The following is a 22,347-nucleotide window of genomic DNA, read 5'->3' on the forward strand; positions in this document are numbered from 1 at the left end:
GTCAAGTTGCTCCATTAAAGTAGAACTGGAAGTTGTCCGGTGAATGGACTAGACCCGAAAGTTCTAACTCTGTTAATATAGCTAAAATATTGTTGGACTTAAGGTTACAATCGTTCTGCAACTCCTGAAAAGTCTTCTTGAAACCATTGAATTGCTTAAATAGGGCAAGGGCTTCGCTAGAAAGATTGCAACCGATTGCTTCGATTTGAGTGAGGCTGACTGCGGCAGGGGCATCCGAATCCGTCTTGATTTTGGGTAACCCGGCAATGGTGCGCAGGCTTTCGGGCACAAAGACGGGCTTGGCCTTCCCTTGGTCCAAGTATTGATTCGGTCCGGCGGCAGCTTCGCTATCGAAATCTCCGGGAACGGCGATCAACAGCTTGTTTTCTTGTAGGCAATAGTCGGCAGTGATGAGCGCACCGCCTTTAGCTTTACTTTGTACTAAAACCGTGGCGCGGCTGAGGCCGCTGATAATCCTGTTGCGTGCGGGGAAGTTTCCTTTGAAAGAGGGAAAGTCTTCTTCGTATTCGGTCATAATGCAGCCGCCGGCATCAATAATGCGGCGGGCGAGTGTCGCTCGGTCTCCTGGAATAGGAACGCCCAGTCCCTGCGCAATAACAGCAATCGTAGGAATCCCAAAATCAAGCGCCGCCTCGTGGCAATAATAATCAATGCCTTGCGCAAGCCCGGAAACGACGACGGCTTGTGTTCCTTGCAAGGATTTCACCAAGCGTCGGCAAAGTTCGCGGGCGGAACTGGTAGGGCGGCGCGTGCCAACCATGGCAATCCCGATGCAATCGCTTGCGGGCAAGCTGCCGCGAACGTACAGTAACGGCGGCGCTAATGGAGATTCCCTGAGGGAAAGCGGGAATTGTTTCGGTTCAAGTGTTTCGTACTTTCTATCTTTGTCTGTCATGAAATATTCCTTTGAAGACTTGGTGAAAATTATGGCGACCCTCCGCTCCCCGGAAGGCTGCCCTTGGGATAAGCAACAGACGCACCAGTCGTTGCTCCCGTATTTAGTCGAAGAATCCCACGAATATATCGATGCCGCCCAGGCAAACGACAAGGCTCACATGGCCGAAGAATTGGGCGATGTACTATTCCAGGTAGTATTCCATTCGCAAGTCGCCAAAGAAAACGGCGATTTTTCTATCGACGACGTGGTGCAGGGAATCTGCGAAAAAATGATCCGGCGCCATCCGCACGTTTTTGGCGATGCGAAGGTTGATGATTCGAAAGGCGTAGTCCGCCAGTGGGAACGCATCAAGGCGCAAGAAACGAATAATCTAAAAATGCAAGGCAAGTCCGCTATGGACAAAGTAAGCAAAAGCTTGCCGACGCTTGCCCGTGCTCAAGAGCTCCAGCGCCGTGCCGCCAAAGTGAGCTTTGACTGGACCGAGGCTGAACCTGTCTTTAACAAGGCTGTGGAAGAATTTAGTGAATTCCGTGCCGAAATGCAAGCGGCCTCTCCTGAAAATCGCAACGTGGAACGCATGGAAGATGAATTCGGCGATATCATGTTCAGCTTGGTGAATGTGGCGCGCCACTGTGGCTTCAATGCGGCCCTTGCGCTGGAACGCGCAAACTCCAAGTTCGAACGCCGCTTCCGCGTGGTAGAACAGATGGCCCGCGACCAGGGCAAAGAAATGAAGGACGTGGGCCTCGAAGGCTTGCAAGAAATGTGGAAACAAGCGAAGGCCGCATCCAAGTCGTTCTAAATTGGAGCATTCCATTTTGGAATACGAAAGTTGAAAAAATATTTTCGCATTCCTGATCCCGATGGTATATTAAGTAATGTGCTTCCAGTCCATTCTGATTTAGCGAAGGGATGCTGGAGCAAATCACGGGGTAGAATAGACCGGAAGCACGCTTGTTTTCTTCTAATTCCACTTGTCCCGCAGAGGTCTCCCTTCTGCGGGACTTTTTGTTGCTATAAATGAAAAAATCCCCGGTGCGTTGCACCGAGGATTTTAAACTTCTAAGAAGTTTGGCTTGTGCTAATTAAGCTCTTGCCTTGGCCTTGTCGCCGTACTTCTTGATGAGTTCTTCCTGGATGTTCTTCGGAACCGGGAGGTACTTGCAGAATTCCATGGTGAATTCTGCCTTACCCTGGGTCATAGAACGCAGGTCAGTGGCGTAGCCGAACATTTCGGACAGCGGGACTTCGGCGGTGATGGTGGTCATGCCGAGTTCTTCGTTCGTACCGGTGATGGTACCACGACGCTGAGAAACGTTACCAACAACAGAACCCTGGAATTCGGTCGGAGTCTGGATTTCGACCTTCATGATCGGTTCGAGGATCTGAGCGCCAGCCTTTTCGAAAGCTTCGCGGAAGGCCATACGGGCTGCAACCTGGAACGCCATATCAGAAGAGTCAACCGGGTGGTATGCACCATCCTGGACTTCCATTTCGATACCCACAACCGGGAAGCCGATCAAGGAACCTGCTTCCATGCAGCTCTGGAAACCCTTGTCGCAAGACGGGATGTATTCCTTCGGAATACGGCCACCCACGACGGAGTTAACGAAGTTGTAAACCTTTTCCTGGTCGCCTTCGACAGCCATCGGACGCATTTCGCCGACAACCTTAGCGTACTGACCAGAACCACCGGTCTGCTTCTTGTGGGTGTAGTCGAACTTGGCCGGACGGGTAATGGTTTCGCGGTAAGCCACCTGCGGAGCACCGGTCGTCACGTCGCACTTGTATTCGCGGCGCATACGTTCGATGTAAACGTCGAGGTGAAGTTCGCCCATACCCTTGATGATGGTCTGGCCGGATTCCTTGTCGACTTCCACCTGGAACGTCGGGTCTTCCTTGGTGAAGCGGTTCAGAGCCTTGGACATGTTGTCCAGGTCGTCGCGGTTCTTGGCTTCGATCACGAGTTCGATCACCGGATTCGGCACGTGCATAGAAGTCATGTTGTAGTGGTTCTTGCCATCGGTAAAGGTCGTACCGGAGGCGCAGTCGATACCGAACAGAGCAACGATGTCGCCTGCACCGGCTTCGGTGATATCCACCATTTCGTCAGCGTGCATACGCACGAGACGGCCCACGGACACCTTCTTGCCGGTGGCCATGTTGGTGATCATGTCGCCCTTCTTGAGGGTACCCTGGTAAATACGGATGTAGGTGAGCTGGCCATAGCGGTCGTTCACGAGCTTGAATGCGTAGCAGACGAGCGGTGCGTTGTCTTCGGACTTCAGCACGACTTCGGCTTCGTTGTTGTCGAGGTCAAGGGCCTTGTTTTCAACTTCGGTCGGGTTCGGGAGGTAGTCGATAACGCCGTCGAGGAGCTTCTGGACGCCAACGTTCTTGTGAGCGGAACCCATGAACACCGGGGTCACTTCGAGGCTGATGGTAGCCTTACGGATGGTGGCCTTGATGAGGTTCTTGTCGATTTCGTCGACGCCATACTGGCCTTCCATAGCCTTTTCCATGATTTCGTCGCTGTAGTCTGCGCAGCAGTCGATCAGCTTTTCACGGTATTCGTTGGCCTGGTCAACGAGTTCGGCCGGGATTTCCTTTTCGATCATGTCGTCGCCGTTAGCGCCTTCGAAGTAGTAGGCCTTCATTTCGACGAGGTCGACCACGCCCTTCAGTTGGTCTTCGAGACCGATAGGAATCTGCATGACGCAGGGCTTGTGGTTGAGCTTTTCCTTGAGCATGACAGCCACGCGGAGCGGGTTTGCACCGGAGCGGTCGCACTTGTTCACGAACACGACGCGCGGCACATGGTAGCGCTTCATCTGGCGGTCAACGGTAATAGACTGGGACTGAACACCTTCCACGCCGGTAAGCACGAGGATAGCACCGTCGAGCACGCGGAGAGAACGTTCCACTTCGATCGTGAAGTCCACGTGCCCCGGGGTATCGATGATGTTGATGGAGTCGGCTTCGCCAGACTTGGTGTGGGTCCAGTTTGCAAACGTAGCAGCGGACTGAATCGTGATGCCGCGTTCGCGTTCAAGTTCCATGGAGTCCATCGTGGCACCGACGCCGTCTTTACCACGAACTTCGTGGATAGCGTGGATACGCTTTGTGAAGTAGAGGATACGTTCGGTAAGGGTGGTCTTACCGGAGTCGATGTGGGCAGAAATACCAATATTTCTGTGCTTTTCAATGTTTTTCATATTTTATTCCACAAATGGAGTTGATGTTTGTTTGAGTTGCGCCCAAAGATAGAAAAAAAAAGCCCCCTTTCAAGGGCTTGACTTTGGGAATAGGCTTGAGTTTGGCTTTTAAACCTGATTTTCGGCATTTTCGACGATTACGTCTGCTTCTTCGGCAAGGGAATCGTCGGGATTGTCGGCCAGAGCCTTGAAATAGCTTGCGGCCGTTTTACCGACTTCGGTGGTGTCGTAGAAGGAATAGGCTCCGTTTCCGAGAGCCCCGATGGCCGGAATGGCTCGGAGGGCGGCTCTGCCCAGGAATTTGGTCGAGACCTTCACGCCGATTTTCTTGAGAAGCTTCTCGAGGACGGCAAAAGAGACCTTCTGGACTACAATTCGGCTTCCGGTGCGTACGGCGATGTCGCGGACAAGTTGGGCGGCGCTGTGGCGGAACAGGCACCAGACCATGGCTTCGCGGCTCAGTTGGGCGAATTTTCCGTAAGTTGCGGCAATGTCAGACACCAGCTGTGCCTGAATGCGCCAGATGGCGGCAATGTCTGGAACCGAGGTCAAAACGCCAGTGACGCCGGCCGGAACCGAAAGCGTGGCGCTTACCAAGGAGGCCTTGACCGCGGCCTGGCGGATCAGTTTCTTGATTTTTTCGTCAGAATTTTCGGTGGGGGAGTGCAGGGATTCCGGAATGTCAGTAATCAGCTCGAACAACAAGGCGCTCAGCTTTTCCTTGATTTTTTCCATCTTTTCGTCGGTACAATCGCTCATAAAAGTCTCCTTACGAGACTAATATACATTATTAAATGTGAAATGAGGAATGAGCGATTTTAGAAGATAATCTTGGCGAGTCCGCCGGCGAGTCCGGGGAGGTTGTAGCGGAGGGTCTTGCCTTCGAGCCAGTACGAAAGTGCCTGGTCAATCCACTCGCGTTCGCTGGTGATTTTGCGGACCACGATATCGGTGCCTGTGTCGGTATCGTCAAAATAATAGTATCCGCGGAACTTGATCGGGAAAATTTCGCCGTGCAATAGAACGCTTACGTCGGCGGTGCCGTTGTCCGAATCAATAGACACGGACTGGACATCGCCGAAGCGCTTGACCAGTTCGTGGTTCTTGACAAAGGCTTCCACCGCCTTGTTGCGTAAATTGCCTAACAGCGACATGAATCCCCGTTTAGCGCGGCAAAGTGAGAATCTCGATGCCGTTCTTGGTGCGGGCCACGGTGTGTTCCCACTGGGCGCTCAAAGAACCGTCGCGGGTCACTGCAGTCCAGCCGTCGCTGAGCGTCTTGGTGCCCGGGCGACCCACGTTGATCATAGGTTCAATCGTGAACACGTGACCGACTTCGATAAATTGCTTCAGAACATTGTTGCGGAAGTGGTAAAGGGTCGGTTCTTCGTGGAATCCGCGACCGATGCCGTGACCGCAGTAGTCTTCCACCACGCTAAAGTCATGTTCTTCGGCGACATCCTGAATGATGTTTCCGATGTCGTAGTAACGGGCGCCGTCTTCGCCGGCAACGCGAATGCCTTCTTCCATGCAAAACTTGGCGGTGTCCACGAGTTCTTGGGCGAGGTTGCTCACGCGGCCGACGCAGAACATGGCGGATGTATCGCCGTGGTAGCCCGAAAGAATCGTGGTGATATCGATGTTCACGATATCGCCGTCTTTCAGGATGGTGTTTGCGCTCGGAATGCCGTGACACACGACTTCGTTGATGCTGATGCAGGCGTAACGCGGGTAACCGTGGTAACCCATGCAAGCAGAAATACCCTTGTGCTTACGGGTATAGTCGCCGATGAATTCGTCGATTTCGAGTGTTGAAACGCCGGCCTTGCACATTTCGCCTGCGCGGATCAGCGTTTCGGCGGCGAGGGCGCCGGCGTCGCGGATCAGTTCGATTTCTTTTGCGGATTTAATCTTGATTTTGGCCATAACTTATGCCTTTTTCCATGCGTAACGGTCGACCAAGTAGGCGAGCAGCATCTGGTCTTCTTCGGTTCCGTTAGCGAGTTCTTTTACAAGGGGGATAACGCGGCTGATACGTTCGCGAGCCTTCTGGCCACCGAAGTGGTTCTTTTCCTGTTCCAGCTTGGCACGCACGCGTTCGCTGACTTTCTTCGCAATTTCTTCGTTGGTCGGAGGTTCCATCTTGATGAAGTTGATGCCGAAATCGGCGGCTGTCTGCTTCATGTCGATTTCTTCGACCGGCGTAATCAGCGAAATGCAAAGTCCGCTGCGACCCGCACGGGCGGTACGTCCGCTACGGTGCACATACACTTCGTGGTCATCGGGGTGGTCGTACACGATTACGTGTGTCACGTGGTCCACGTCAATACCGCGGGCGGCCACGTCCGTACAAATGAGAATGCGGAGTTTCTTGTCGCGGAAGGCGTTCAAGGTCTTTTCACGCATGTTCTGGGCGACATCGCCGCTCAGGGCGCCCACGTTGAATCCGTAGCCCGAAAGCACCTGTTCCAGGTAGCTCACGTCGCTCTTCTTGTTGCAGAAAATCATGCAGCTTTCAGGATTGTAGTATTCCAGCACCTTGATGGTCATGGAATCCTTGTCCATCACGTCGCAGGGGTACCAGCGGTGTTCCAGGTTGTTGGCAATCACCTTGTCGTAGCTGAGCGAAAGGAATTCGGCGCTCGGACGCTGGAATTCGCGGGCTAGGCTCTTCACCGTCTGCGGGATGGTGGCGCTGAACATGGTGCAGGCAATCTGCTTGGGCAGGTACTTGCGGATCTTCTGCATGTCGGGGTAGAAACCCATCGAAAGCATTTCGTCGGCTTCGTCCAGAATCAAGTCGCGGATGTCGAGGAAGTCGACGTTGCCACGCTGTACGTGGTCCATCAGGCGGCCGGGGGTTGCGACAATGATATGCACGCCGTTCTTAAGTGCCTTGAGCTGGGGTTCGTAGCTTACGCCGCCGAAAATAGCGACCGAGCGGATACCCGTTCCGGCAGAGAGCTTTTCAATTTCGTCTTGCACCTGCAAGCAGAGCTCGCGGGTCGGCACCAGAATAAGGGCCTGCGGGAAAACGTGGTCGCGGACAATCACCTGCAAAAGCGGGAGAACGTAGGCGCCGGTCTTTCCCGAACCGGTCTTGGACTGCACCAGCATATCGCGGGCGGCCAGCATGTAGGGCATTGTCTTGCGCTGCACCGGCATCAGGTCGGTCCAGCCGTGCTGAGCGAGAACAGCCTTCTGTTCTTCGGGCAGCATGTCAAAAGTGTAGTCGGGGAGCTTGTGTTCGGGCTCGATAATCTTAACGGGAGTCAGAAACGGATTTACTTTCTCTTCTTTCTTTTCTTCTTTTACTTCTTCACTCATAGTGAGCGCAAATTTAGTAAAAGGCGAGTGACGCGGCAAAGTAATTTATTGCTTTGGCATGGCCGAGCCGTACTAAATGCACTCCAAAGGAGTGCAATGATAGAAAATTCTACTTGAAGGGAGTCCAGTGGTATTCCAACCCAACACTGATAAACCAGTCAACTGTGGTGGCGCCGATGGTCGTAGGCTCGGCGGCGGCATCGGGAGAAGGCTCCACATAGACGTCCTTGCCGCGGCTCGAAATGCCCGTGCGCACGCTCAAACCGTAGTGCTGCAGGAATACGCATTGCGTGCCAAATCCAAAGAGAGCTCCCTTGTAGGGGTCTTCGGTCTTGAAGCGGGTCTGGTATTCTCTCGAGGGCTTTTTCTTGGAATCCTTGACATCGATGTCTTCGGAATAGAAACTGTATTGGAATCCGAGGAAGGCGAACAGGTGCAAGTCCAACCATTTGAAGGGGTCATAGGTCCTTGCAAACATCACGTTCAGGCCGATTTCGTGCTGGGCGAAACTCCAGTGGTCCAGTTCCTCGTAGACTTCGTCTCGTTCGTCGATTTTGACATCGTGGTTTGAATAGCGGTAAAAGATTTCGCCACCGATAAAGCCAAACCAGATTCCGCCGGCATACAATGTGAATAGCGGGGTGGAGTCGTCCATGAAATTCCAGAGGCTTACGGAGTCGCGGGTGGCGCGATAGTTAGAAACTCGGCTTCTGATTTTGCGCTTGTACCAATTGTAGGGCGTAAAGGGAATGTGGGCCTGGGCATAGCCGGCCGAAATGCCTGCCCAAGAACGGAATGTGGGTGTTTCCTTGTAAAGGTCGTCGGGTTCCGATTCCATTTTGAGGCGTTCTTCTTTCGTTAGTCGGCGCTTGGTATTGCGGCCGAAGAAGGCGCTTGCGATGTCGTCGCCCAGGGCAATCTTGTCGTTGTTCTTTTGGACTGTGCCTGCCGTTCTTGGCTCGAGCGTCGTTTCGTCGAAAATGGCAATCTGCAAATAGTTTCCCTTGTCGGCGATGAACAAGACGATTTTGTCTTCGAGAGCCTGGAGCTTTGCCATCATGGCGGGGTGACGGGCCTTCAAGAGGTGTGCGTTCAGGCCGGGTTCGATATTGTTCGAAAGCCAGGTGGCGTAACGCATGGCGACGGTGTCGCGTTCCCATTCGCCGTAAAGTCTGCATTTGGGTTCGCCGATGCCAGAATTGTTGCGGCGTAAAGACAGGCAGAATTCCTTGGGATCAATCGCCGGGTCCTTATCGGGAGTCCAAATCAAAATGTCGGCATTTTGCCAAAGAGTCCAGTGGGAATCAAAGAATACGTCCTTGGCGTGTGCGGTGCCTGCCAAAAACGCCTGTGCCAAAATGACGGCAACAAATGCGACTAGGGAGAGGTGTTTCATTTGCCTGCCCCCGTGTACATGTTCTTGCGGATTTGCTGGACTGTTAAACGCATCAGTTGTTCAAGGTCGTTCAGGGTCAGCTTGAAAACCGGGTGCTGGATCTCGTCGACGGCGCTAAACAGTGGACGTTGTTTTACATTGTCCCACAATGTGTACGACACGATGGCGCTGATGTTCTTGACATCGCGCTTGTCTTCCAATTCGTTATGAATCAGGGCGTAATCGAAGAAATTTTCACGCTTCAGGTCGGTGCCGATAATGACTTCGTGAATCAACAGAATCTGCGGGGGAATGGTTCCATCGGGGGCGGTAACAGTTACGCCCTGCTCCGGAAGCTTGCCCTTCATGAAGATACGGTCATCGAGTTTTTGGCTTTCTTCGGGGAAGTTTGCCAAAAGCGAATCGGGCAACACGCTGAGCTTGCTGTAACCGCCGCGGAATTCATGTTCCACGGCCTTTGCGCAGAACTCGGTCGCCTTGATTTGCGTGCTATCGCCAAAGTCCAGACGATTTGCAAACCACTTGGTTCGGGTAATGACGAACGCCTTCTGAAGCCCCGCTATCGTAAGTTCTCCATAGGGGGCTTGCTTGTAGGCGGGGTGCTTTGCAGACCATTGGTAAGAATCGGCGCAACCCGTGAAGAGTAGCGCCGTCAGCACAAACAATGTTCCCCAAAGGCGTGCCATTAATCCTTGCTGGTTACGGAGCGCCCCACTTTTCGCGGTAGGCGTACACCTTGTCGAGGATTCCTTCGGGAGCGTTGATCTTCTTGCGGTTTTCTTCGCTTTCGAGGAATGCAATGATATCGTTGATGTTTACGATAGAGTGGGCTTCGATGCCGTATTCATCTTGCACGGTCTGGAGTGCGGACTTCCCGTTTTCGAGCTTTTCCTTGCGGTCCACCGAGATCAAGAGACCGATGACATTTGCATTTTCGATCTTCGAAAGAGCCTGCATCGTTTCGTTCACGCTGGTGCCGGCCGTAATCACGTCTTCGATAATCACGACGTTCGTCTTTTCGGCGTACTTGTAACCGACCAGCATGCCGCCTTCACCATGGTCTTTGGCTTCTTTGCGGTTGTAGGTAAAGGTGAGGTCCGAGTTGTACACGTCGGAAAGTTTCATGGCGGTGGCAGCGCACAGGGGAATGCCCTTGTAGGCCGGTCCGTAAAGGTTCTGGGCCTTGCCGTCAAAATGCTTCATGAATGCAGCGGCGTAAAATTCAGCGAGCTTGGAAAGGGTACGTCCGGTACGGAATTCTCCGGTATTGATAAAGTACGGCGTGTTGCGGCCGCTCTTGGTCACGAAATCGCCGAACTTGAGAGCGCCGGCTTCAACGAGAAAATGGACAAATTGGTCTTTGTTATTCATAATGCAGTTGCGGCTTGGCCGCAGTTCATAGTTAAAAGATTACGTTATGCGGCTCCGCACAGAAGGCTTACGATCTTTGCAAACACGTTCGTTTCTTCTGTAAGGATTTCAATGACTACCAAGAGGACTGAAATGAGCACGCAAAGTCCGATGTAGAAATAGAACGACTTCTTGAATCCCTTGATCTTCATCTTGAAAATGGCCCAAGCAATCACGCTAAAGATAGCGCTGAAAGTCCATGCAGCGACGGCGCCGAGCGAAATACCCGGAATCAGGCTGATGGCGAAAGTGATTGCGATACCCGGCATAAAGTAAAAGCAAATGCACAGGACGCTCAAAAGGGCGAATCCGACGTAATGCGAAAAACCGCGTTCACGCTGGACAATCACCTGGGGCTGGGTCGGCGTTGCGACGGCTTCTTCTACGGCAGGTTCCTGCGGAACGATTTCGGCTTCGGGTGCCGGAGCAGTTTCGGTTTCGACAACCGGGGCGACTTCAGCGGGGGTCTCGGCTGTGGTTTCGTTTTGGTTCAGTTCTTCGGACATATTGTCTCCTGTAAAATTCTAGAGGATAAAGGTACGGCCCGCATAAACGAATACGCGGTGTTCCAACCAGAGCTTGAGGGCGGCCGAAAGCGTGCGCTTTTCGATATCCTTACCCAGTTCCACAAGTTCATCGATGCTGGCGGTTTCGGGCACGCGCTGGATGTCCTGGCAAATAATCGGGCCCTGGTCCAGGTCTTCGGTGGCGAAGTGGGCGGTAGCACCGATAATTTTCACACCCTTGTGCCATGCCTGGTGGTAGGGCTTGGCGCCCTTGAAGGCCGGCAAGAATCCGTGGTGAATATTGATAATGCGGTATTTGAATTCCTCTGTAAAGGCTTCGCTCAAAATCTGCATATAACGGGCGAGGACCACCGTATCCGTCTTGGTTTCGGCGATAATTTCGCGGAAACGGTTCTCGGGAATGCTCTTGTCCGGGTTCGACGGCACATAGTAGAACGGTACGCCGAAGGTGCCGCCCACGGGGCCGAGGTCGGGGTGGTTACCCACGATGCAGCTGAACTCGCAGGGGAGGTCGCCATCGCGATGCTTGAGCAAAAGGTCATAAAGGCAGTGGTCCGTCTTCGAGACGAAGATGGCAACGCGTTCAATTTTGGTGGTATCGAACAATTTCCAGTTCAGGTGGAGGTGGCCTTCCAGGGTCTCCAGGTGCTTGCGGACTTCTTCGATATTTTCGGATTCCGCTTCAAAAACGGCACGTAGAAAGAAAGTTTCGATATCTTTTGCCGTATGTTGCTGTAAATCAACAATGTTGGCGCCCGCCTTGGCGAGCACCTGGGTTGTTCCGGCAATAAGGCCCTTTTGGTCAGGGCAATGAATCTGCAAAATATAACGAGTAATAGCCATAGCCCAAAATTATAAAATCGCAGGGATTAAGTCTTTGCTCTCCTTCCGAAAATCTAAAATATTCTAACTTTAAAACGAAAACTTTATACGAGAAGGAAAAATGAGTCGTAAATTCTCTTTCAAGTCTATGATTGCCGTCGTATTCGGTATGGCTGTTGTCCAGGCCGTTGCTGTTCCGCAGAAGTCCTGGGATGCTATTTATAACGCCGAAGGCGAAGGTGATTATTCCGCTGCCAAGATCGATGGCAAGATTCGTTTCGGTAAGTACACGCACTATAAGGAAGTCCAGCCGGTTTCTTTCAAGGTTTCTGACAGCCTGTTCGCTTTCTCTGTTGCCGGTAACATGACCGTTCCTGCCGACAAGATCGAAAAGGAAGGCTTCTACAACAAGTGCAACGAAACCATGGAAGCGTGGATTTCTTTCTTTAACAAGCCGCGCGATTTCGGTGGTGAACAGCTTGTCATCAATATTGCTGGCGTCGACCTCGCTTGTGGCGACGAACTTTTTGCCGTGGGTGATTTGCGCATCAAGTTCACGAACCCCAAGGCTCAAGAAGCATGGGCTACTAACCTGGAAGGCCGTGAAAAGTACAAGCGTGAAAAGGTGGTGGAATACCGCCGCGCCGAACAGGAACATCGCGCTTCACTCCGCGACGTTTCGGGCATGGTCAAGGACCCGCGTGATGGCCAGGTGTACCGCACTATCAAGGTCGAAGGCCGTGAATGGTTCGCCCAGAACGTGAACTACAATGTCGAAGGTCATTCCTGGTGCTATGAAGACAAGGAAAATTACTGCGCCCGCGGTGGTCGTCTGTATGACTTGGAAGGCGCCCGTAAGGCATGCCCCGAAGGCTGGCACCTGCCGCGTGACCGCGAATGGATGGACTTGCTGACAGGCCTTACCAAGTGCTATGACGGCGTGGACAAGTGCGAAAAGTTTGCAAACAAGATGAAGGCTACTACCGGTTGGCAGGGCGGTGGCGGTACCGACGAATACGGCTTCTCTGTCTTCTCTTCGGGTTACCGCAAGATGGTGGGTAAGTCTATCGTCCGCTACGAAGACATGGGTGAATACGCTGGCTTCTGGTCTGCACAGAACGGCCGTAACGAAACCATTTGGATTTGGGCGATGGGTCGTATGAGCGACCAGATGGTTCGCCAGCTGGTGCCGAGCAAGACCAACGCCTACTCCGTCCGCTGCATCAATGGTAACTAATCTTTAGTTGACATTCAACAAAGAAAGGCTCCCGAACGGGAGCCCTTTCTGTATTATGTAGCGAGAAGCTCGCGCCGAAGGCACGGCTTACATCTGGCGGATCGGGAAGAGGCCGAGCAAGTCAAGCACGTTTTCGAGCACGATCTGCGTTGCCTGCACCAAGAAGAGTCTGGACTTTTCTTCGGCGCTGCCAAGCACGCGGTCTTCGTGGATGAACTTGTGTGCGGCTTCTGCGATTTCGAGAGCGTACTGGGCGAGAACGCTCGGTTCGTCACCGGCGACAGCGTCCAGAATCTTCTTGCCCTTCTTCGACAGGATGTTGATGAGGCTGTAAGCGGCATCGTCGCCGAGTTCGGCAAAGTTCACGTCCTTGATTGCGGCGGCGAGGTCCGCGCGTTCAATGCCGGCCTTGCGCATGATGCTGCACAGGCGCACGTGGGCGTTCTGCACATACGGACCGGTGTCGCCTTCGAAGCTCATCACGGCGTCCCAATCGAAACGCACATCCTTCAGGCGGCTGTTCTTGAGGTCGTTGAAGGTGAGTGCGCTGATACCGATCTGGCGAGCGATGAGTTCCTTGTTTTCGAGGTTCGGATTCTTCTCGTCAATGAATTCGAGAATCTTCTTCTGGGCGGCTTCAATCACGTCGCGCAACAGGCTGGCAGTACCCGTACGGGTCTTGCCCTTTTCCCATTTGCCGTCGACCAACTGCAGAATTACGCCGAACGGAATGTGGTACATGTCCTTGTACCATTCGCGGCCCATCTTCTTGAGCACGTGGAATACCTGCTTGAAGTGGAGAGCCTGTCCGAGGTCCACCACGTAAAGGCACTTGTCGAAGTTGTATTCCTTCTTGCGGTAGCAGGCGGCGGCCAAGTCGCGGGTTGCGTACAAAGTAGAGCCATCGCTCTTACGGATAAGGCAGGGGTTCAGGTCAAATTCGTCGAGCATCACCACGTCCAAATCCTGACTCTTCACCATCAAATTCTTTTCGCGGAGTTCGTCGAGAATGGCCGGAATCTTGTCTTCGAAGAAGGATTCGCCGGTGTAATGGTCAAAGCCTACGCCCATCATGTCGTAAATACGCATGAGTTCCTTGAGCGTTGCCGCACGGAAGGCGGTCCAAAGCTTGCGGTAGAATTCATCGCCCTGTTCGAGCTTGGTGAATGCGGCGCGTGCTTCGTCTTCGAGCCCCGGCTCTTCCTTGCTGGCCTTGGAGAAGGCTGCGTAAAGGATGTTGAGTTCCTTCACGGTCAGGCTATCGAGTGTGGCGTCGTCTGTCGGGCGCTTTTCGCGCAGGTACATCACGATGAGCTTGCCGAAAGCGGTACCCCAGTCGCCCAGGTGGTTAATGCGTTCCACCTTGTAGCCGGCGGCCTTGTAAATGCGGGAAAGCGAGTTTCCGATCATTGTCGAACGCAGGTGGTGGAAGGCGAGTTCCTTACCGATGTTGGGGGAGCTGAAGTCGATGCAAACGACCTTGCCGTTCGGCGCGGCGTGTCCGTATTCCAGACCCTTGGCGGCGATTTCTTCGAGAGTGGACTTCGCGAGGAATCCGCGGTCGATGAAGAAGTTCAGGTAACCGTTCACGGCTTCCACCTTCGAAAGGCCGGCGGGGAGCTTCACCTGTGCGGCGAGGTCTTCGGCAATCATCTTCGGGGCCTTGCGCATTACCTTTGCGAGCGAGAAGCACGGAATAGTGAAGTTGCCGTGGCTGGTGTCAGGCGGCACAGAGATAAGCTTGAGGGCGGCTTCCTTTTCGAAGGAACCGGTAGCGGCCAGCGCTTCTGCGATTTCTTGCTCAAACGAGTTCATCTTCACTGCTCTTCTTCTTGGAGGTCTTCTTCACAAAGTCATTTTCGTCGAGAGTTTCAACGGTGCCGTCGGCGTACAGACGGTCCAGGGAAATCTCGTTGCGCTTTTCTTCTTCGAACAGGTGAACCATCAGGTCAAGGCCTGCGTCGAACACGGCCCAGCGCACTCCTTCCTTGTATTCCACGCCCACGGACGGAATGTTGGCGGCCTTGAATTCCTTGCGGAGTTCATTCAAAATGGCCTGCATCTGGGCTTCGCTTTCGCAAGTGGCGACAAGGAAAAAGTCGGTCACGTCCTTGATACCGCGAAGGTCAATCAACTGGACGTCCTGGGCGCGCAATTCAAAAAGAATGCTGGCGCCGATATTTACGGACTCTGGCAGGTCTTTGATTTTTGTTGTCATTTTTCTTCTCCCTGTTCGGGTTCTATGATTTGATTAAAGTCTTTTCCGATGTATACGGCGGCATCGACGACAGCGCGGTCGCTATGGACAATCAGCACGTTGTCGGTCTTGAGCGCTTGGGCAAGAGCCTTCGCGCCTTCCCATTCGGGGTTCCTAAGCACAAGAACGGTCTCGTCGTAATTTTGCAGACGGTCGTTTCTGGAGCTTACAATGTCAAAGCCGTTGTCGCGCAGGTAAGAGCGCATCTTGGCTGCCGCGCCCTGCATGCCGCAACTGTTCAACACTTCGACATCGCCCTTGTAGGTACGCTTGACCTTTACGACTTGGGGCTTCTTTTCTTCTTCACATCCCGTCAAAAGAAATGCCGCTAAAACGGCCATGACGGCAAATGAAAAAGGAAATGTTTTGGAACGGCTTTTGTTCATTTTCTAGTGCAAATCTAGAAAAATGTGAACTGCTGTCATAATGTTATTTGTCTTACCTGCAGTAATAAGGCGTTCTCCAAGGACATCCGCCATACAAGTAGCGGTAGGGCCCGTACGCCTTGAACGCATCGTTTTCGTTCACGAACATGACTCTGAACGACATGTTGTCATTGGGCTTGTACTCCAAGGCGATGTCGGGTATGACAACGCCTACGTTTCCTTGGCGGGCATCTTCCTTGGCGATGGGGGTTCCAAAGCGGAAATTCGAATACAGCGGCATCCAAAGTCCCACGTTTGCGTATAAATGAAGCTCCGGAGTGAATTCGTAGGCGAGATGCGCCATGTAGCTTTGCTGGGCAAAACTTCCGAAGGTTCCCCCCATAAAACTCACGGAATAGGTGTAGGCGACTTTGAGGGCGGGGTCAAAGGTTTCGTGTCTTACCAGGCGATCGGGGTCGAAATGTTCGCGGTTCCAGGGAATTCCGTCGTCTGGAACCACGTAGACGGTATCGACAATCGTGTCCTTTGCGGCTGTTTTTACAAGGGAAGAATCGTTTTTGCTAACAACAGAGTCTGCCTTTACGGGACTTTCCGCAAAAGCAAATGCAGTAAGGACTATGGTTAGCAATAAAAATCGCATGGCTAGAATATAGCAAATGCGAATTAGACGATTTCGTTCTTGTTATTGACGTGGATAACTGTAGGCTTCCACGTTTTGGCTTCTTCTTCGCTCATGGTTGCATAAGCCACGATAATCACGAGATCGCCGGGCTGAACAAGTCGTGCGGCAGCGCCGTTCAGGCAAATCACGCCGGAACCGGCAGGGCCTTCAATGACATAAGTGTCCAGGCGGTTGCCGTTGTTCACGTCAAGAACGCCCACTTTTTCGAAGGGAAGAATGTTGGCTGCATCCATCAAGTCGCGGGCAATAGTAATCGAACCCTCGTAATTGAGGTTTGCGTCGGTTACAGTTGCGCGATGAATTTTGCTCTTGAGTAATTCTAGCTGCATGATGCGCTTAGAACTTGACATTGAAGAATCCCGCAACACCCTTTTCCGGGGTCGGGAGAATGCCGTAGCTGAAGCGGTTTGCGTCCGGGTTGCTGTCCCACTGGGTGCTGAAGAAAGCGTCAGCAAAGGACCAAATGTGTGCACCAGCCACAAAAATCAAACCATACCACCAAGCGGAATTGCCGTCAATGGCGAGGTAAACTGTTGCGCCTACACTCACACCCCAAAGGGCGTCAATCCAGATAGCCTTCATGGATTCTTGCTTGTGCCACTGATACAGCGAGGGAACAAGAAGAGAAAGATAGGCGTAACCCTGGTCGCCAGAGTGGTTGCGGTAGGAACGGTCAATATCTGCGTCTTCGAGGCCGCCAGAACGCTGGGCGAGCCATTCTTCTTCAGAAACGCCGAGCTTTTCCCAGGGCTTCTGCAAATATTCGGAGGGACGGACACCCATTTCGACGAGGTGCGTCAACTTGTCTCTTGTAACGCCTTCCTGCTTGGCCTGCTGGAATTCCCATTGGGTCAGGCCCATTTCTTCGTAGTTGAATCCCTGCCATTCGTCGGCAGTTGCAGATGCTTCGCCAACGCTTGCGCTGGAAGCTTCTTCGGCGTCGCTGCTGTTGTCGTCAGCAAAACCGTCGTCTGTTGTTTCCTCGGAGGCCCCGTAAGAATAGGAATCTTCGGAAGATTCGTCGTCGTCAAACTGTGCGAACGCAATGGAGCCGCACAAAAGCACCGTTGTGAGAATCTTGCACCAATTCGCCATCGTTTCTTCCTTCAAAAAATAATGCCGGGGGAGGGAATCGAACCCTCACACTCTCGCGAGTACCGGATTTTGAGTCCGGCGCGTCTACCAATTTCACCACCCCGGCTCGGGGTTTGCTCAAATATAGAACAATTTGTGTTTTTTTGCAGGGGAAAAATGCGAAAAAAGCGCTTTTTTGTGCAAATTTACCTTTTCAAAAGGGGCTGATATTCAATTTTAAGGGGTGCAAGCTTACTTGCTGCGAAATCGACAGCTTGATCTTTGGTTTCGAATTTGCCCGTTTGGACCAAATAAAGCGTTTTTTCGCCGCGAGGTTGCTCTATAATTGTGCAGGCGATTTTTTGCTTTTTCAGATTCGAAACCAGTAAGTCTGCATTAGATTTTGTTCCAAATGCGCCCAATTGCAAAGTCCAGTATTCTGCCGATGCGGTGGCGGTGGTCGTAGGCGCTGTTGCGGGAGCCGGTGTAGCGACGGGAGCTGTGGCGACAGGTGCCGCGGCTTTAGGTTGTTCGACTGCAGGTGCCGGTTCGGCAACGACGGGCTTGGGTTCCGGAGCGGCTACCTTTGCGGGTTCGGCGGCAGGAGCGTCCTTTGCCTTCGATGCGGTTTGAATTGCTTTGAGAGAATCCGGATTGTTTAGCAGGTTGCAGCGTTCGTTCAGGTCTTCCGATTTTACCTTTGCCTTAACGGCCTTGCAAACCTTCTGCAGTACAATAGCTTGGTGCGGGTGCGAAGTTTCGATTGCCTGAATCAAGTCTTCGGCGGCCTTGTCATACTTGCCAAGGTAGAGCCTGAACTGGGCGCTCGTCATCATCAGGTCCGAATAAATCGCTCTTTGCGGATTCGTCGTCTTGATCAGACTGTCGAGACGGTTGCCTGCAATCTTGAACGACTGCGCGCTCCCCATTTGCGAAAGGGCGAGTACGTTCCACAAGTAGCATTCGGCGCGCAGGGAATCCGGTTCCTTGGGACAGGCGGCTTCGTAGGCGGCAGCGGCTTCTTTCCAGTTGCCGGCAACGTATGCCTTTTGCGCATCAGCCATCGTCTGTGCGAATGCGGCTGTTGCAAAAATCGCTGTTAAAGTAATCAGTATTTTTTTCATTTTCACTAATCCAACTTCCTACTGTCTACTTCCTACTTCTTACTAAACTAATTTTCCTCTAATCGTCCACCCGCGAATGTCGTCCAGCTTCACCTTCACGTAGTCGCCGGGCTTCACTATCTGGCCATCTTCGGGCTTGAACACCACCTTCTTGAAGTTGTCGGTGCGGCCACGCAGTTCCGTCTCGTCGCGTGCGGAGTTCTTTTCTACCAGGAGTTCCTCGGTGCGGCCGAGCATCATCTGGTTACGCTTGAGCGTGATGGCGTTCTGCAGTTCCACCAGGCGCGTGTGACGTTCCTGCTTTTCGGCCTCGGTGAGCGTCTCCGTTTCCTTGTACGATTCCGTGCCCTTGCGCGGGCTGTAGATGAACATGAACGCAGAGTCGAATTGGCAGTTTTCAAAAGCCTTGAGCGTCTGCTCGAAATCCTCTTCCGTTTCGCCCACAAAACCGCAGATTACGTCCGTCGAAATGCCGTAGAACGGGTCTTTGCTGCGCAGCTGCTCGATAATCGAGAGGTACTGTTCCATGTTGTGCTGGCGGCGCATCTTCTTGAGCATGGCGTCGGAGCCGCTCTGGATGGGGATGTGCGCATAGTGGCAAACCTTCGGGTTGTTCAGCAGCACGTCGATGAGCTCGTTCGTGTAGTGCCTCGGGTGCGGGCTCGTAAAGCGAATGCGGCGGATGCCGTCGATTTCAGAAACCTTCGTAAGGAGATCGGCGAAGTTCCCGCCTTCCGTCTTGTAGGCGTTCACGGTTTGGCCCAAGAGCGTCACTTCGGTAATGCCCTTGTCTGCGGCCTTGCGGACTTCGGCGAGCACGTCTTCCATGTCGCGGTACTTTTCCGGCCCGCGCAGATACGGCACAATACAGTAGCTGCAGCGCTTGTTGCAACCGCGCTGAATCGCGACGAAGGTCGTGAAGTCGTTCTGGAGCTTCGCGTATTCGCCCAAGTAGTTTTCGCTCAGGTCCTCGTCGATGAACATCTTGTGGTGCGTCAGGTGCAAGGGACTTTTGGCGTCGCCCAGCAGCAACTCCGGAATTTTCTTGTACTGGTCCGGGCCCACGATGTAGCTCACGTTAGGCAAGCGCTTCAAAAGTTCCGGCCCGCGATTCTTCGCCATGCAACCGCAAACGACCACCTTAACGTCGGAATTCTTCTTGTTCAGGTACTTGAGCTTGCTGATGTTCGCGATGGCGGTTTCCTCGGCCTTTTCGCGCACGCTGCAGGTGTTCACGATGATAAAGTCGGCATCTTCCTGGTTGCTCGTCTCGACACAACCGCACATGTCGAGCTCCTGGGCAATCATCGCCGAGTCGTACTCGTTCATCTGGCAGCCGTATGTGGCCAAGTGGTATTTTTTCATGGGCGCAAATATAGAAATTTACTTGGAAATACTTAAATGCTGGTGCTTGGAAAAGTGTCTTTCTGAGCGAGAGGCGAAACCTTGAAGTCGAAGAATCTATTGATGTTGTGAGGGGGAGTAGTCCCCCTCGCTCTAGCCACAACTCAGCCTGCACCGCACGCGAACAAAAAATCCGCCTGCGGCTCCGACTGTTTGCTTTGCGGTCAGTCTATCGCCGTGTCTGCCGCTACCCCTACTGCGGGGACACCCCGCAACGCCCCGACCTTGCTAAAAATGAATAAAAAAAAGAAGGGTTTTGTGGATCTACCCTTCAAAAAACCTGGCCGCCCAGATTGTAACCGATTGCTCGGCCATTGAATCCCGGCTTTATGGAATTCCCTTTTGTGGGCCCATACGTCGCAATTTCAGAAGTTTAAACAACAACTTACTTTCACTCCAATTCAAATATAAATCTTTTTTACTTAAAAATCAATATTTAGGGCGAAAGTTTATAAATTTCTTAAATTATGAACTCTTCGAAAAATGGCAAAATTATTTGAACCTTTCATCTGGATATTTTACACCGAATTTACTTGGCGTAAAATATTTGACTTCCCCGTTGTCATTGACTGCGAAGATGTGAAGACACAAAACTTTTGCAATCTCCTTTGGTATCCTATTTAAAGCCACTTGTGCAGATTCCCAATATAAGCCTAATCCGTATTTATAGGCATGATTTATTCTTGAAATGCCGGACCCGTTTTTTGATACTGAAAATCTCTTAACACGCATCCTTGTAATGATTTGTCCTAATGCATTAAGCCAGCCTTCTCTATTTATTGATTTTGCTGATTTAGAATATGATTTGCCTTTGCATTCAATGAAAAAGTATTCGCTGTTCCTTTTTCCGCCAACAAGTTTTAGATCACACCCATGTTCATGTAAACCGCGTTGTTCAGTTTTTTCTTCATGCCAATTTCCGTTTTTCTTATTTATCATAAATTCTATTATGCGTTTGACTACGAATTCTTCGGTTATTTCAAGCATGTTGCAATCTCCGTAGGTACTTAAAATTCTTTTTATTTTTCAAAACCCAACAGCAGCATATAATTCCGCTTGGCGTAAAGAACGCGATGGATTTGAACCACGTTACCCCTGACGACATAGAACATCAGATAATTGTCAATAGGAATGACTCTGTAGCCGATAAGCTTTAATAGAGGATCCTGATGAACACTGTATGTAAACGGGTGGTTTTTTAAAATCCTAACCTGTTCGAGAAACTTTTCAAAAACGGAATTTGATGATGTCTTTAGAACATTCGTAAAATAAGACTTGATTTCATTCAGGTCTTTCTGTGCGGAAGGTGTGATGACGACTACGTATTTTTTAGCCATTCATCAGGTCCTTCAAGAATTTTTCTGCGTCGGTGCATTCCGCGCCACGTTCTACTTCAGAGATTGCTTCGGCAAGTTTTGAATACAGTTCCAACTGCGCCATCTGTTTTTCGTAACATTCGATAGACATCACGACCATGTCTCCCACGCCGTTTTTGGTGAGGTACATTGGCTCGTCATATTTGTGGACCGTCTCGGCAACACTTGTGAAGTTGTTTCTTAAGTCTGAAATTGGTCGAATGGTCGGCATGGAGGACTCCTTTATTATGATAATATAATATCATAATTATGATATGTCAATAGGTCGGCTTATAAATTTCTATATTTACTACATGTCCCTGTTGCTTGCCGTTTTGTTCCTTGCGCTTTTCATTAGCGCCATTGTCCGTGGAAAGTTTTCTTACGGCAAGGCGGATTACGATTTTCATGAGCATCCGGTGCAGTTTGTCATCGTTGTCGTATTCATTTTGGGAGTGTCGGCGCTTTGCTTTTACCGATTCCTCGTCGAGATGGAATTCATTCGGTAAATTTCTACATTTGGGCGCGCTATGCTCCAAAAGAAATCCCTCATCGTTTTTGACTTGGACGGGACTCTGTTCAATACGCTGGGCGACCTTGCCGTGGCGGTGAATTTTGCGTTGCGCCATTTCGGGCTTCCGGAACACGATGAACAGCGCGTGCGGACTTTTATCGGGAATGGTTCGATGAAGTTGATTGTGCGTAGCATGGGGAAGGCCGCGCTCCCTGAAAATATGGCCCGCTCCGGTGTGACCGTCGAAATGGTTCACAAGGTCTATTCAGATTTTTACTGGGAACATTGTACCGAACGCACACTCCCGAATCCGGGAATCGTTGATTTTTTGAACAACTCTAAAGCCCGTGTGGCGATGCTTACGAACAAGCCGCTTCGCCCCAGCGAAAAAATCCTCGATCACTTTGGGCTTCGCGACCGCTTTGAATTTATCCTTTGCGGCGACACTACGCCTGAACGCAAACCGAGCCCCGCAGGCTTGCTCAAGATTCTTGAAATGGCAGGCGTCTCTCGTGAAGAGGCCGTCATGGTGGGCGATGACCAGCCGGACATTCTTGCAGCCCGCAATGCCGGGGTCGATTGCATTACGCTCCTTTGTGGCTTTGGAAAACCGGTGAACTTGCTTCCGTTAAAGCCCGAAAATACGGTCGAGAGCTATGCGGAAATGTGCCAGTTGCTGGCTAGAATCTCTAACTAGT

General features: G+C 51.9%; 26 protein-coding genes and 1 tRNA gene. 4 read left to right on the forward strand and 23 right to left on the reverse strand.

Going from position 1 to position 22,347, the window contains the following annotated elements:
• Window position 1 precedes the first annotated feature (1 nt).
• A complete protein-coding gene (gene dprA, locus B7989_RS04560) occupies window positions 2-916 on the reverse strand; it encodes a DNA-processing protein DprA (protein WP_088627421.1) in 915 nt (304 codons plus the stop codon).
• Here dprA and mazG point away from each other — a divergent pair.
• Complete coding sequence (gene mazG / locus B7989_RS04565) at window positions 915-1,721, forward strand: nucleoside triphosphate pyrophosphohydrolase (RefSeq protein ID WP_088627422.1); 807 nt, start codon at window positions 915-917, stop codon at window positions 1,719-1,721. The two genes, dprA and mazG, sit on opposite strands and share 2 nt — an antisense overlap.
• Window positions 1,722-2,004: 283 nt before the next feature.
• Here mazG and fusA read toward each other — a convergent pair whose 3' ends face one another.
• From fusA to purU, 10 genes are all read right to left on the reverse strand, one after another.
• Complete coding sequence (fusA, locus tag B7989_RS04570) at window positions 2,005-4,134, reverse strand: elongation factor G (protein WP_088627423.1); 2,130 nt, start codon at window positions 4,132-4,134, stop codon at window positions 2,005-2,007.
• A 108-nt stretch (window positions 4,135-4,242) separates the two neighbouring features.
• Complete coding sequence (locus B7989_RS04575) at window positions 4,243-4,893, reverse strand: EcsC family protein (protein WP_088627424.1); 651 nt, start codon at window positions 4,891-4,893, stop codon at window positions 4,243-4,245.
• Between the two features lie 59 nt (window positions 4,894-4,952).
• A complete protein-coding gene (locus B7989_RS04580; RefSeq protein WP_088627425.1) occupies window positions 4,953-5,288 on the reverse strand; it encodes a hypothetical protein in 336 nt (111 codons plus the stop codon).
• Window positions 5,289-5,298: 10 nt separating this feature from the next.
• Complete coding sequence (gene map, locus B7989_RS04585; protein WP_088627426.1) at window positions 5,299-6,060, reverse strand: type I methionyl aminopeptidase; 762 nt, start codon at window positions 6,058-6,060, stop codon at window positions 5,299-5,301.
• A gap of 3 nt (window positions 6,061-6,063) precedes the next feature.
• Window positions 6,064-7,461 (reverse strand): DEAD/DEAH box helicase, encoded by a 1,398-nt coding sequence (locus B7989_RS04590; RefSeq protein WP_088627427.1) that lies wholly within the window; start codon window positions 7,459-7,461, stop codon window positions 6,064-6,066.
• A 109-nt stretch (window positions 7,462-7,570) separates the two neighbouring features.
• Entirely contained in the window at window positions 7,571-8,857 is a 1,287-nt protein-coding gene (locus tag B7989_RS04595) for a hypothetical protein (RefSeq protein WP_088627428.1), read from the reverse strand.
• A complete protein-coding gene (locus B7989_RS04600) occupies window positions 8,854-9,543 on the reverse strand; it encodes a hypothetical protein (RefSeq protein WP_088627429.1) in 690 nt (229 codons plus the stop codon). The genes B7989_RS04595 and B7989_RS04600 overlap by 4 nt, the downstream gene beginning before the upstream one ends.
• Before the next feature lie 13 nt (window positions 9,544-9,556).
• Entirely contained in the window at window positions 9,557-10,228 is a 672-nt protein-coding gene (gene pyrE / locus B7989_RS04605) for an orotate phosphoribosyltransferase (RefSeq protein WP_088627430.1), read from the reverse strand.
• Window positions 10,229-10,272: 44 nt separating this feature from the next.
• Window positions 10,273-10,773 carry a hypothetical protein gene (locus B7989_RS04610; RefSeq protein WP_088627431.1) on the reverse strand — a complete coding sequence of 167 codons (501 nt, stop codon included), beginning with the start codon at window positions 10,771-10,773 and terminating at the stop codon, window positions 10,273-10,275.
• A gap of 18 nt (window positions 10,774-10,791) precedes the next feature.
• On the reverse strand, window positions 10,792-11,637 hold the full coding sequence (gene purU / locus B7989_RS04615; protein ID WP_072800463.1) for a formyltetrahydrofolate deformylase: 846 nt from the start codon (window positions 11,635-11,637) through the stop codon (window positions 10,792-10,794).
• Between the two features lie 100 nt (window positions 11,638-11,737).
• On the opposite strand from purU, the gene B7989_RS04620 reads away from it, so the two are divergent.
• A complete protein-coding gene (locus B7989_RS04620) occupies window positions 11,738-12,853 on the forward strand; it encodes a fibrobacter succinogenes major paralogous domain-containing protein (RefSeq protein ID WP_233144248.1) in 1,116 nt (371 codons plus the stop codon).
• An 87-nt stretch (window positions 12,854-12,940) separates the two neighbouring features.
• On the opposite strand, the gene argS is transcribed toward B7989_RS04620, so the two are convergent.
• The 12 genes from argS to B7989_RS04680 all read right to left on the reverse strand — a co-directional run bounded on the left by argS (window position 12,941) and on the right by B7989_RS04680 (window position 21,367).
• On the reverse strand, window positions 12,941-14,668 hold the full coding sequence (argS, locus tag B7989_RS04625) for an arginine--tRNA ligase (RefSeq protein WP_088627433.1): 1,728 nt from the start codon (window positions 14,666-14,668) through the stop codon (window positions 12,941-12,943).
• Complete coding sequence (rsfS, locus tag B7989_RS04630) at window positions 14,655-15,071, reverse strand: ribosome silencing factor (RefSeq protein ID WP_088627434.1); 417 nt, start codon at window positions 15,069-15,071, stop codon at window positions 14,655-14,657. Before rsfS ends, argS begins: the two co-directional genes overlap by 14 nt.
• Window positions 15,068-15,451, reverse strand: a complete 384-nt coding sequence (locus B7989_RS04635) for a LytR C-terminal domain-containing protein (RefSeq protein ID WP_233144249.1) — start codon at window positions 15,449-15,451, stop codon at window positions 15,068-15,070. Before B7989_RS04635 ends, rsfS begins: the two co-directional genes overlap by 4 nt.
• Window positions 15,452-15,548: 97 nt before the next feature.
• A complete protein-coding gene (locus tag B7989_RS04640; RefSeq protein WP_088627436.1) occupies window positions 15,549-16,136 on the reverse strand; it encodes a hypothetical protein in 588 nt (195 codons plus the stop codon).
• 23 nt (window positions 16,137-16,159) lie between these two features.
• Window positions 16,160-16,507 (reverse strand): aspartate 1-decarboxylase, encoded by a 348-nt coding sequence (gene panD, locus B7989_RS04645; protein ID WP_088627680.1) that lies wholly within the window; start codon window positions 16,505-16,507, stop codon window positions 16,160-16,162.
• Between the two features lie 7 nt (window positions 16,508-16,514).
• Complete coding sequence (locus tag B7989_RS04650) at window positions 16,515-17,273, reverse strand: hypothetical protein (protein ID WP_088627437.1); 759 nt, start codon at window positions 17,271-17,273, stop codon at window positions 16,515-16,517.
• Window positions 17,274-17,295: 22 nt separating this feature from the next.
• Window positions 17,296-17,379: transfer RNA gene (locus tag B7989_RS04655), tRNA-Leu, on the reverse strand.
• A gap of 79 nt (window positions 17,380-17,458) precedes the next feature.
• Window positions 17,459-18,376 (reverse strand): SPOR domain-containing protein, encoded by a 918-nt coding sequence (locus B7989_RS04660; RefSeq protein ID WP_088627438.1) that lies wholly within the window; start codon window positions 18,374-18,376, stop codon window positions 17,459-17,461.
• A gap of 42 nt (window positions 18,377-18,418) precedes the next feature.
• Window positions 18,419-19,741: a tRNA (N6-isopentenyl adenosine(37)-C2)-methylthiotransferase MiaB gene (miaB, locus tag B7989_RS04665; RefSeq protein WP_088627439.1), complete on the reverse strand. Its 1,323-nt coding sequence runs from the start codon at window positions 19,739-19,741 to the stop codon at window positions 18,419-18,421.
• Between the two features lie 531 nt (window positions 19,742-20,272).
• Window positions 20,273-20,767 (reverse strand): hypothetical protein, encoded by a 495-nt coding sequence (locus tag B7989_RS04670; protein WP_088627440.1) that lies wholly within the window; start codon window positions 20,765-20,767, stop codon window positions 20,273-20,275.
• A 32-nt stretch (window positions 20,768-20,799) separates the two neighbouring features.
• Entirely contained in the window at window positions 20,800-21,117 is a 318-nt protein-coding gene (locus B7989_RS04675; RefSeq protein ID WP_088627441.1) for a type II toxin-antitoxin system RelE/ParE family toxin, read from the reverse strand.
• Window positions 21,110-21,367: a type II toxin-antitoxin system Phd/YefM family antitoxin gene (locus tag B7989_RS04680; RefSeq protein ID WP_088627442.1), complete on the reverse strand. Its 258-nt coding sequence runs from the start codon at window positions 21,365-21,367 to the stop codon at window positions 21,110-21,112. The genes B7989_RS04675 and B7989_RS04680 overlap by 8 nt, the downstream gene beginning before the upstream one ends.
• A gap of 82 nt (window positions 21,368-21,449) precedes the next feature.
• Between B7989_RS04680 and B7989_RS04685 the strand changes: the two genes are divergently transcribed.
• Both B7989_RS04685 and B7989_RS04690 read left to right on the forward strand, forming a co-directional pair.
• On the forward strand, window positions 21,450-21,644 hold the full coding sequence (locus B7989_RS04685; protein ID WP_088627443.1) for a hypothetical protein: 195 nt from the start codon (window positions 21,450-21,452) through the stop codon (window positions 21,642-21,644).
• A 21-nt stretch (window positions 21,645-21,665) separates the two neighbouring features.
• The gene (locus B7989_RS04690; RefSeq protein WP_088627444.1) at window positions 21,666-22,346 is read left to right on the forward strand and encodes an HAD family hydrolase; all 681 of its coding nucleotides are present in this window, start codon (window positions 21,666-21,668) and stop codon (window positions 22,344-22,346) included.
• The last annotated feature ends 1 nt before the right edge of the window (window position 22,347 follow it).

It is taken from the genome of Fibrobacter sp. UWB5, assembly GCF_002210295.1.
Classification (GTDB): Bacteria; Fibrobacterota; Fibrobacteria; order Fibrobacterales; family Fibrobacteraceae; genus Fibrobacter.

Excerpts from the sequence above, each read along its gene's own strand:
- mazG (WP_088627422.1), top strand. The coding sequence starts at position 915 with ATGAAATATTCCTTTGAAGACTTGGTGAAAATTATGGCGACCCTCCGC.
- dprA (WP_088627421.1), bottom strand. The coding sequence starts at position 916 with ATGACAGACAAAGATAGAAAGTACGAAACACTTGAACCGAAACAATTC.
- fusA (WP_088627423.1), bottom strand. The coding sequence starts at position 4,134 with ATGAAAAACATTGAAAAGCACAGAAATATTGGTATTTCTGCCCACATC.
- B7989_RS04575 (WP_088627424.1), bottom strand. The coding sequence starts at position 4,893 with ATGAGCGATTGTACCGACGAAAAGATGGAAAAAATCAAGGAAAAGCTG.
- B7989_RS04580 (WP_088627425.1), bottom strand. The coding sequence starts at position 5,288 with ATGTCGCTGTTAGGCAATTTACGCAACAAGGCGGTGGAAGCCTTTGTC.
- map (WP_088627426.1), bottom strand. The coding sequence starts at position 6,060 with ATGGCCAAAATCAAGATTAAATCCGCAAAAGAAATCGAACTGATCCGC.
- B7989_RS04590 (WP_088627427.1), bottom strand. The coding sequence starts at position 7,461 with ATGAGTGAAGAAGTAAAAGAAGAAAAGAAAGAAGAGAAAGTAAATCCG.
- B7989_RS04595 (WP_088627428.1), bottom strand. The coding sequence starts at position 8,857 with ATGAAACACCTCTCCCTAGTCGCATTTGTTGCCGTCATTTTGGCACAG.
- B7989_RS04600 (WP_088627429.1), bottom strand. The coding sequence starts at position 9,543 with ATGGCACGCCTTTGGGGAACATTGTTTGTGCTGACGGCGCTACTCTTC.
- pyrE (WP_088627430.1), bottom strand. The coding sequence starts at position 10,228 with ATGAATAACAAAGACCAATTTGTCCATTTTCTCGTTGAAGCCGGCGCT.
- B7989_RS04610 (WP_088627431.1), bottom strand. The coding sequence starts at position 10,773 with ATGTCCGAAGAACTGAACCAAAACGAAACCACAGCCGAGACCCCCGCT.
- purU (WP_072800463.1), bottom strand. The coding sequence starts at position 11,637 with ATGGCTATTACTCGTTATATTTTGCAGATTCATTGCCCTGACCAAAAG.
- B7989_RS04620 (WP_233144248.1), top strand. The coding sequence starts at position 11,738 with ATGAGTCGTAAATTCTCTTTCAAGTCTATGATTGCCGTCGTATTCGGT.
- argS (WP_088627433.1), bottom strand. The coding sequence starts at position 14,668 with ATGAACTCGTTTGAGCAAGAAATCGCAGAAGCGCTGGCCGCTACCGGT.
- rsfS (WP_088627434.1), bottom strand. The coding sequence starts at position 15,071 with ATGACAACAAAAATCAAAGACCTGCCAGAGTCCGTAAATATCGGCGCC.
- B7989_RS04635 (WP_233144249.1), bottom strand. The coding sequence starts at position 15,451 with ATGGCCGTTTTAGCGGCATTTCTTTTGACGGGATGTGAAGAAGAAAAG.
- B7989_RS04640 (WP_088627436.1), bottom strand. The coding sequence starts at position 16,136 with ATGCGATTTTTATTGCTAACCATAGTCCTTACTGCATTTGCTTTTGCG.
- panD (WP_088627680.1), bottom strand. The coding sequence starts at position 16,507 with ATGCAGCTAGAATTACTCAAGAGCAAAATTCATCGCGCAACTGTAACC.
- B7989_RS04650 (WP_088627437.1), bottom strand. The coding sequence starts at position 17,273 with ATGGCGAATTGGTGCAAGATTCTCACAACGGTGCTTTTGTGCGGCTCC.
- B7989_RS04660 (WP_088627438.1), bottom strand. The coding sequence starts at position 18,376 with ATGAAAAAAATACTGATTACTTTAACAGCGATTTTTGCAACAGCCGCA.
- miaB (WP_088627439.1), bottom strand. The coding sequence starts at position 19,741 with ATGAAAAAATACCACTTGGCCACATACGGCTGCCAGATGAACGAGTAC.
- B7989_RS04670 (WP_088627440.1), bottom strand. The coding sequence starts at position 20,767 with ATGCTTGAAATAACCGAAGAATTCGTAGTCAAACGCATAATAGAATTT.
- B7989_RS04675 (WP_088627441.1), bottom strand. The coding sequence starts at position 21,117 with ATGGCTAAAAAATACGTAGTCGTCATCACACCTTCCGCACAGAAAGAC.
- B7989_RS04680 (WP_088627442.1), bottom strand. The coding sequence starts at position 21,367 with ATGCCGACCATTCGACCAATTTCAGACTTAAGAAACAACTTCACAAGT.
- B7989_RS04685 (WP_088627443.1), top strand. The coding sequence starts at position 21,450 with ATGTCCCTGTTGCTTGCCGTTTTGTTCCTTGCGCTTTTCATTAGCGCC.
- B7989_RS04690 (WP_088627444.1), top strand. The coding sequence starts at position 21,666 with ATGCTCCAAAAGAAATCCCTCATCGTTTTTGACTTGGACGGGACTCTG.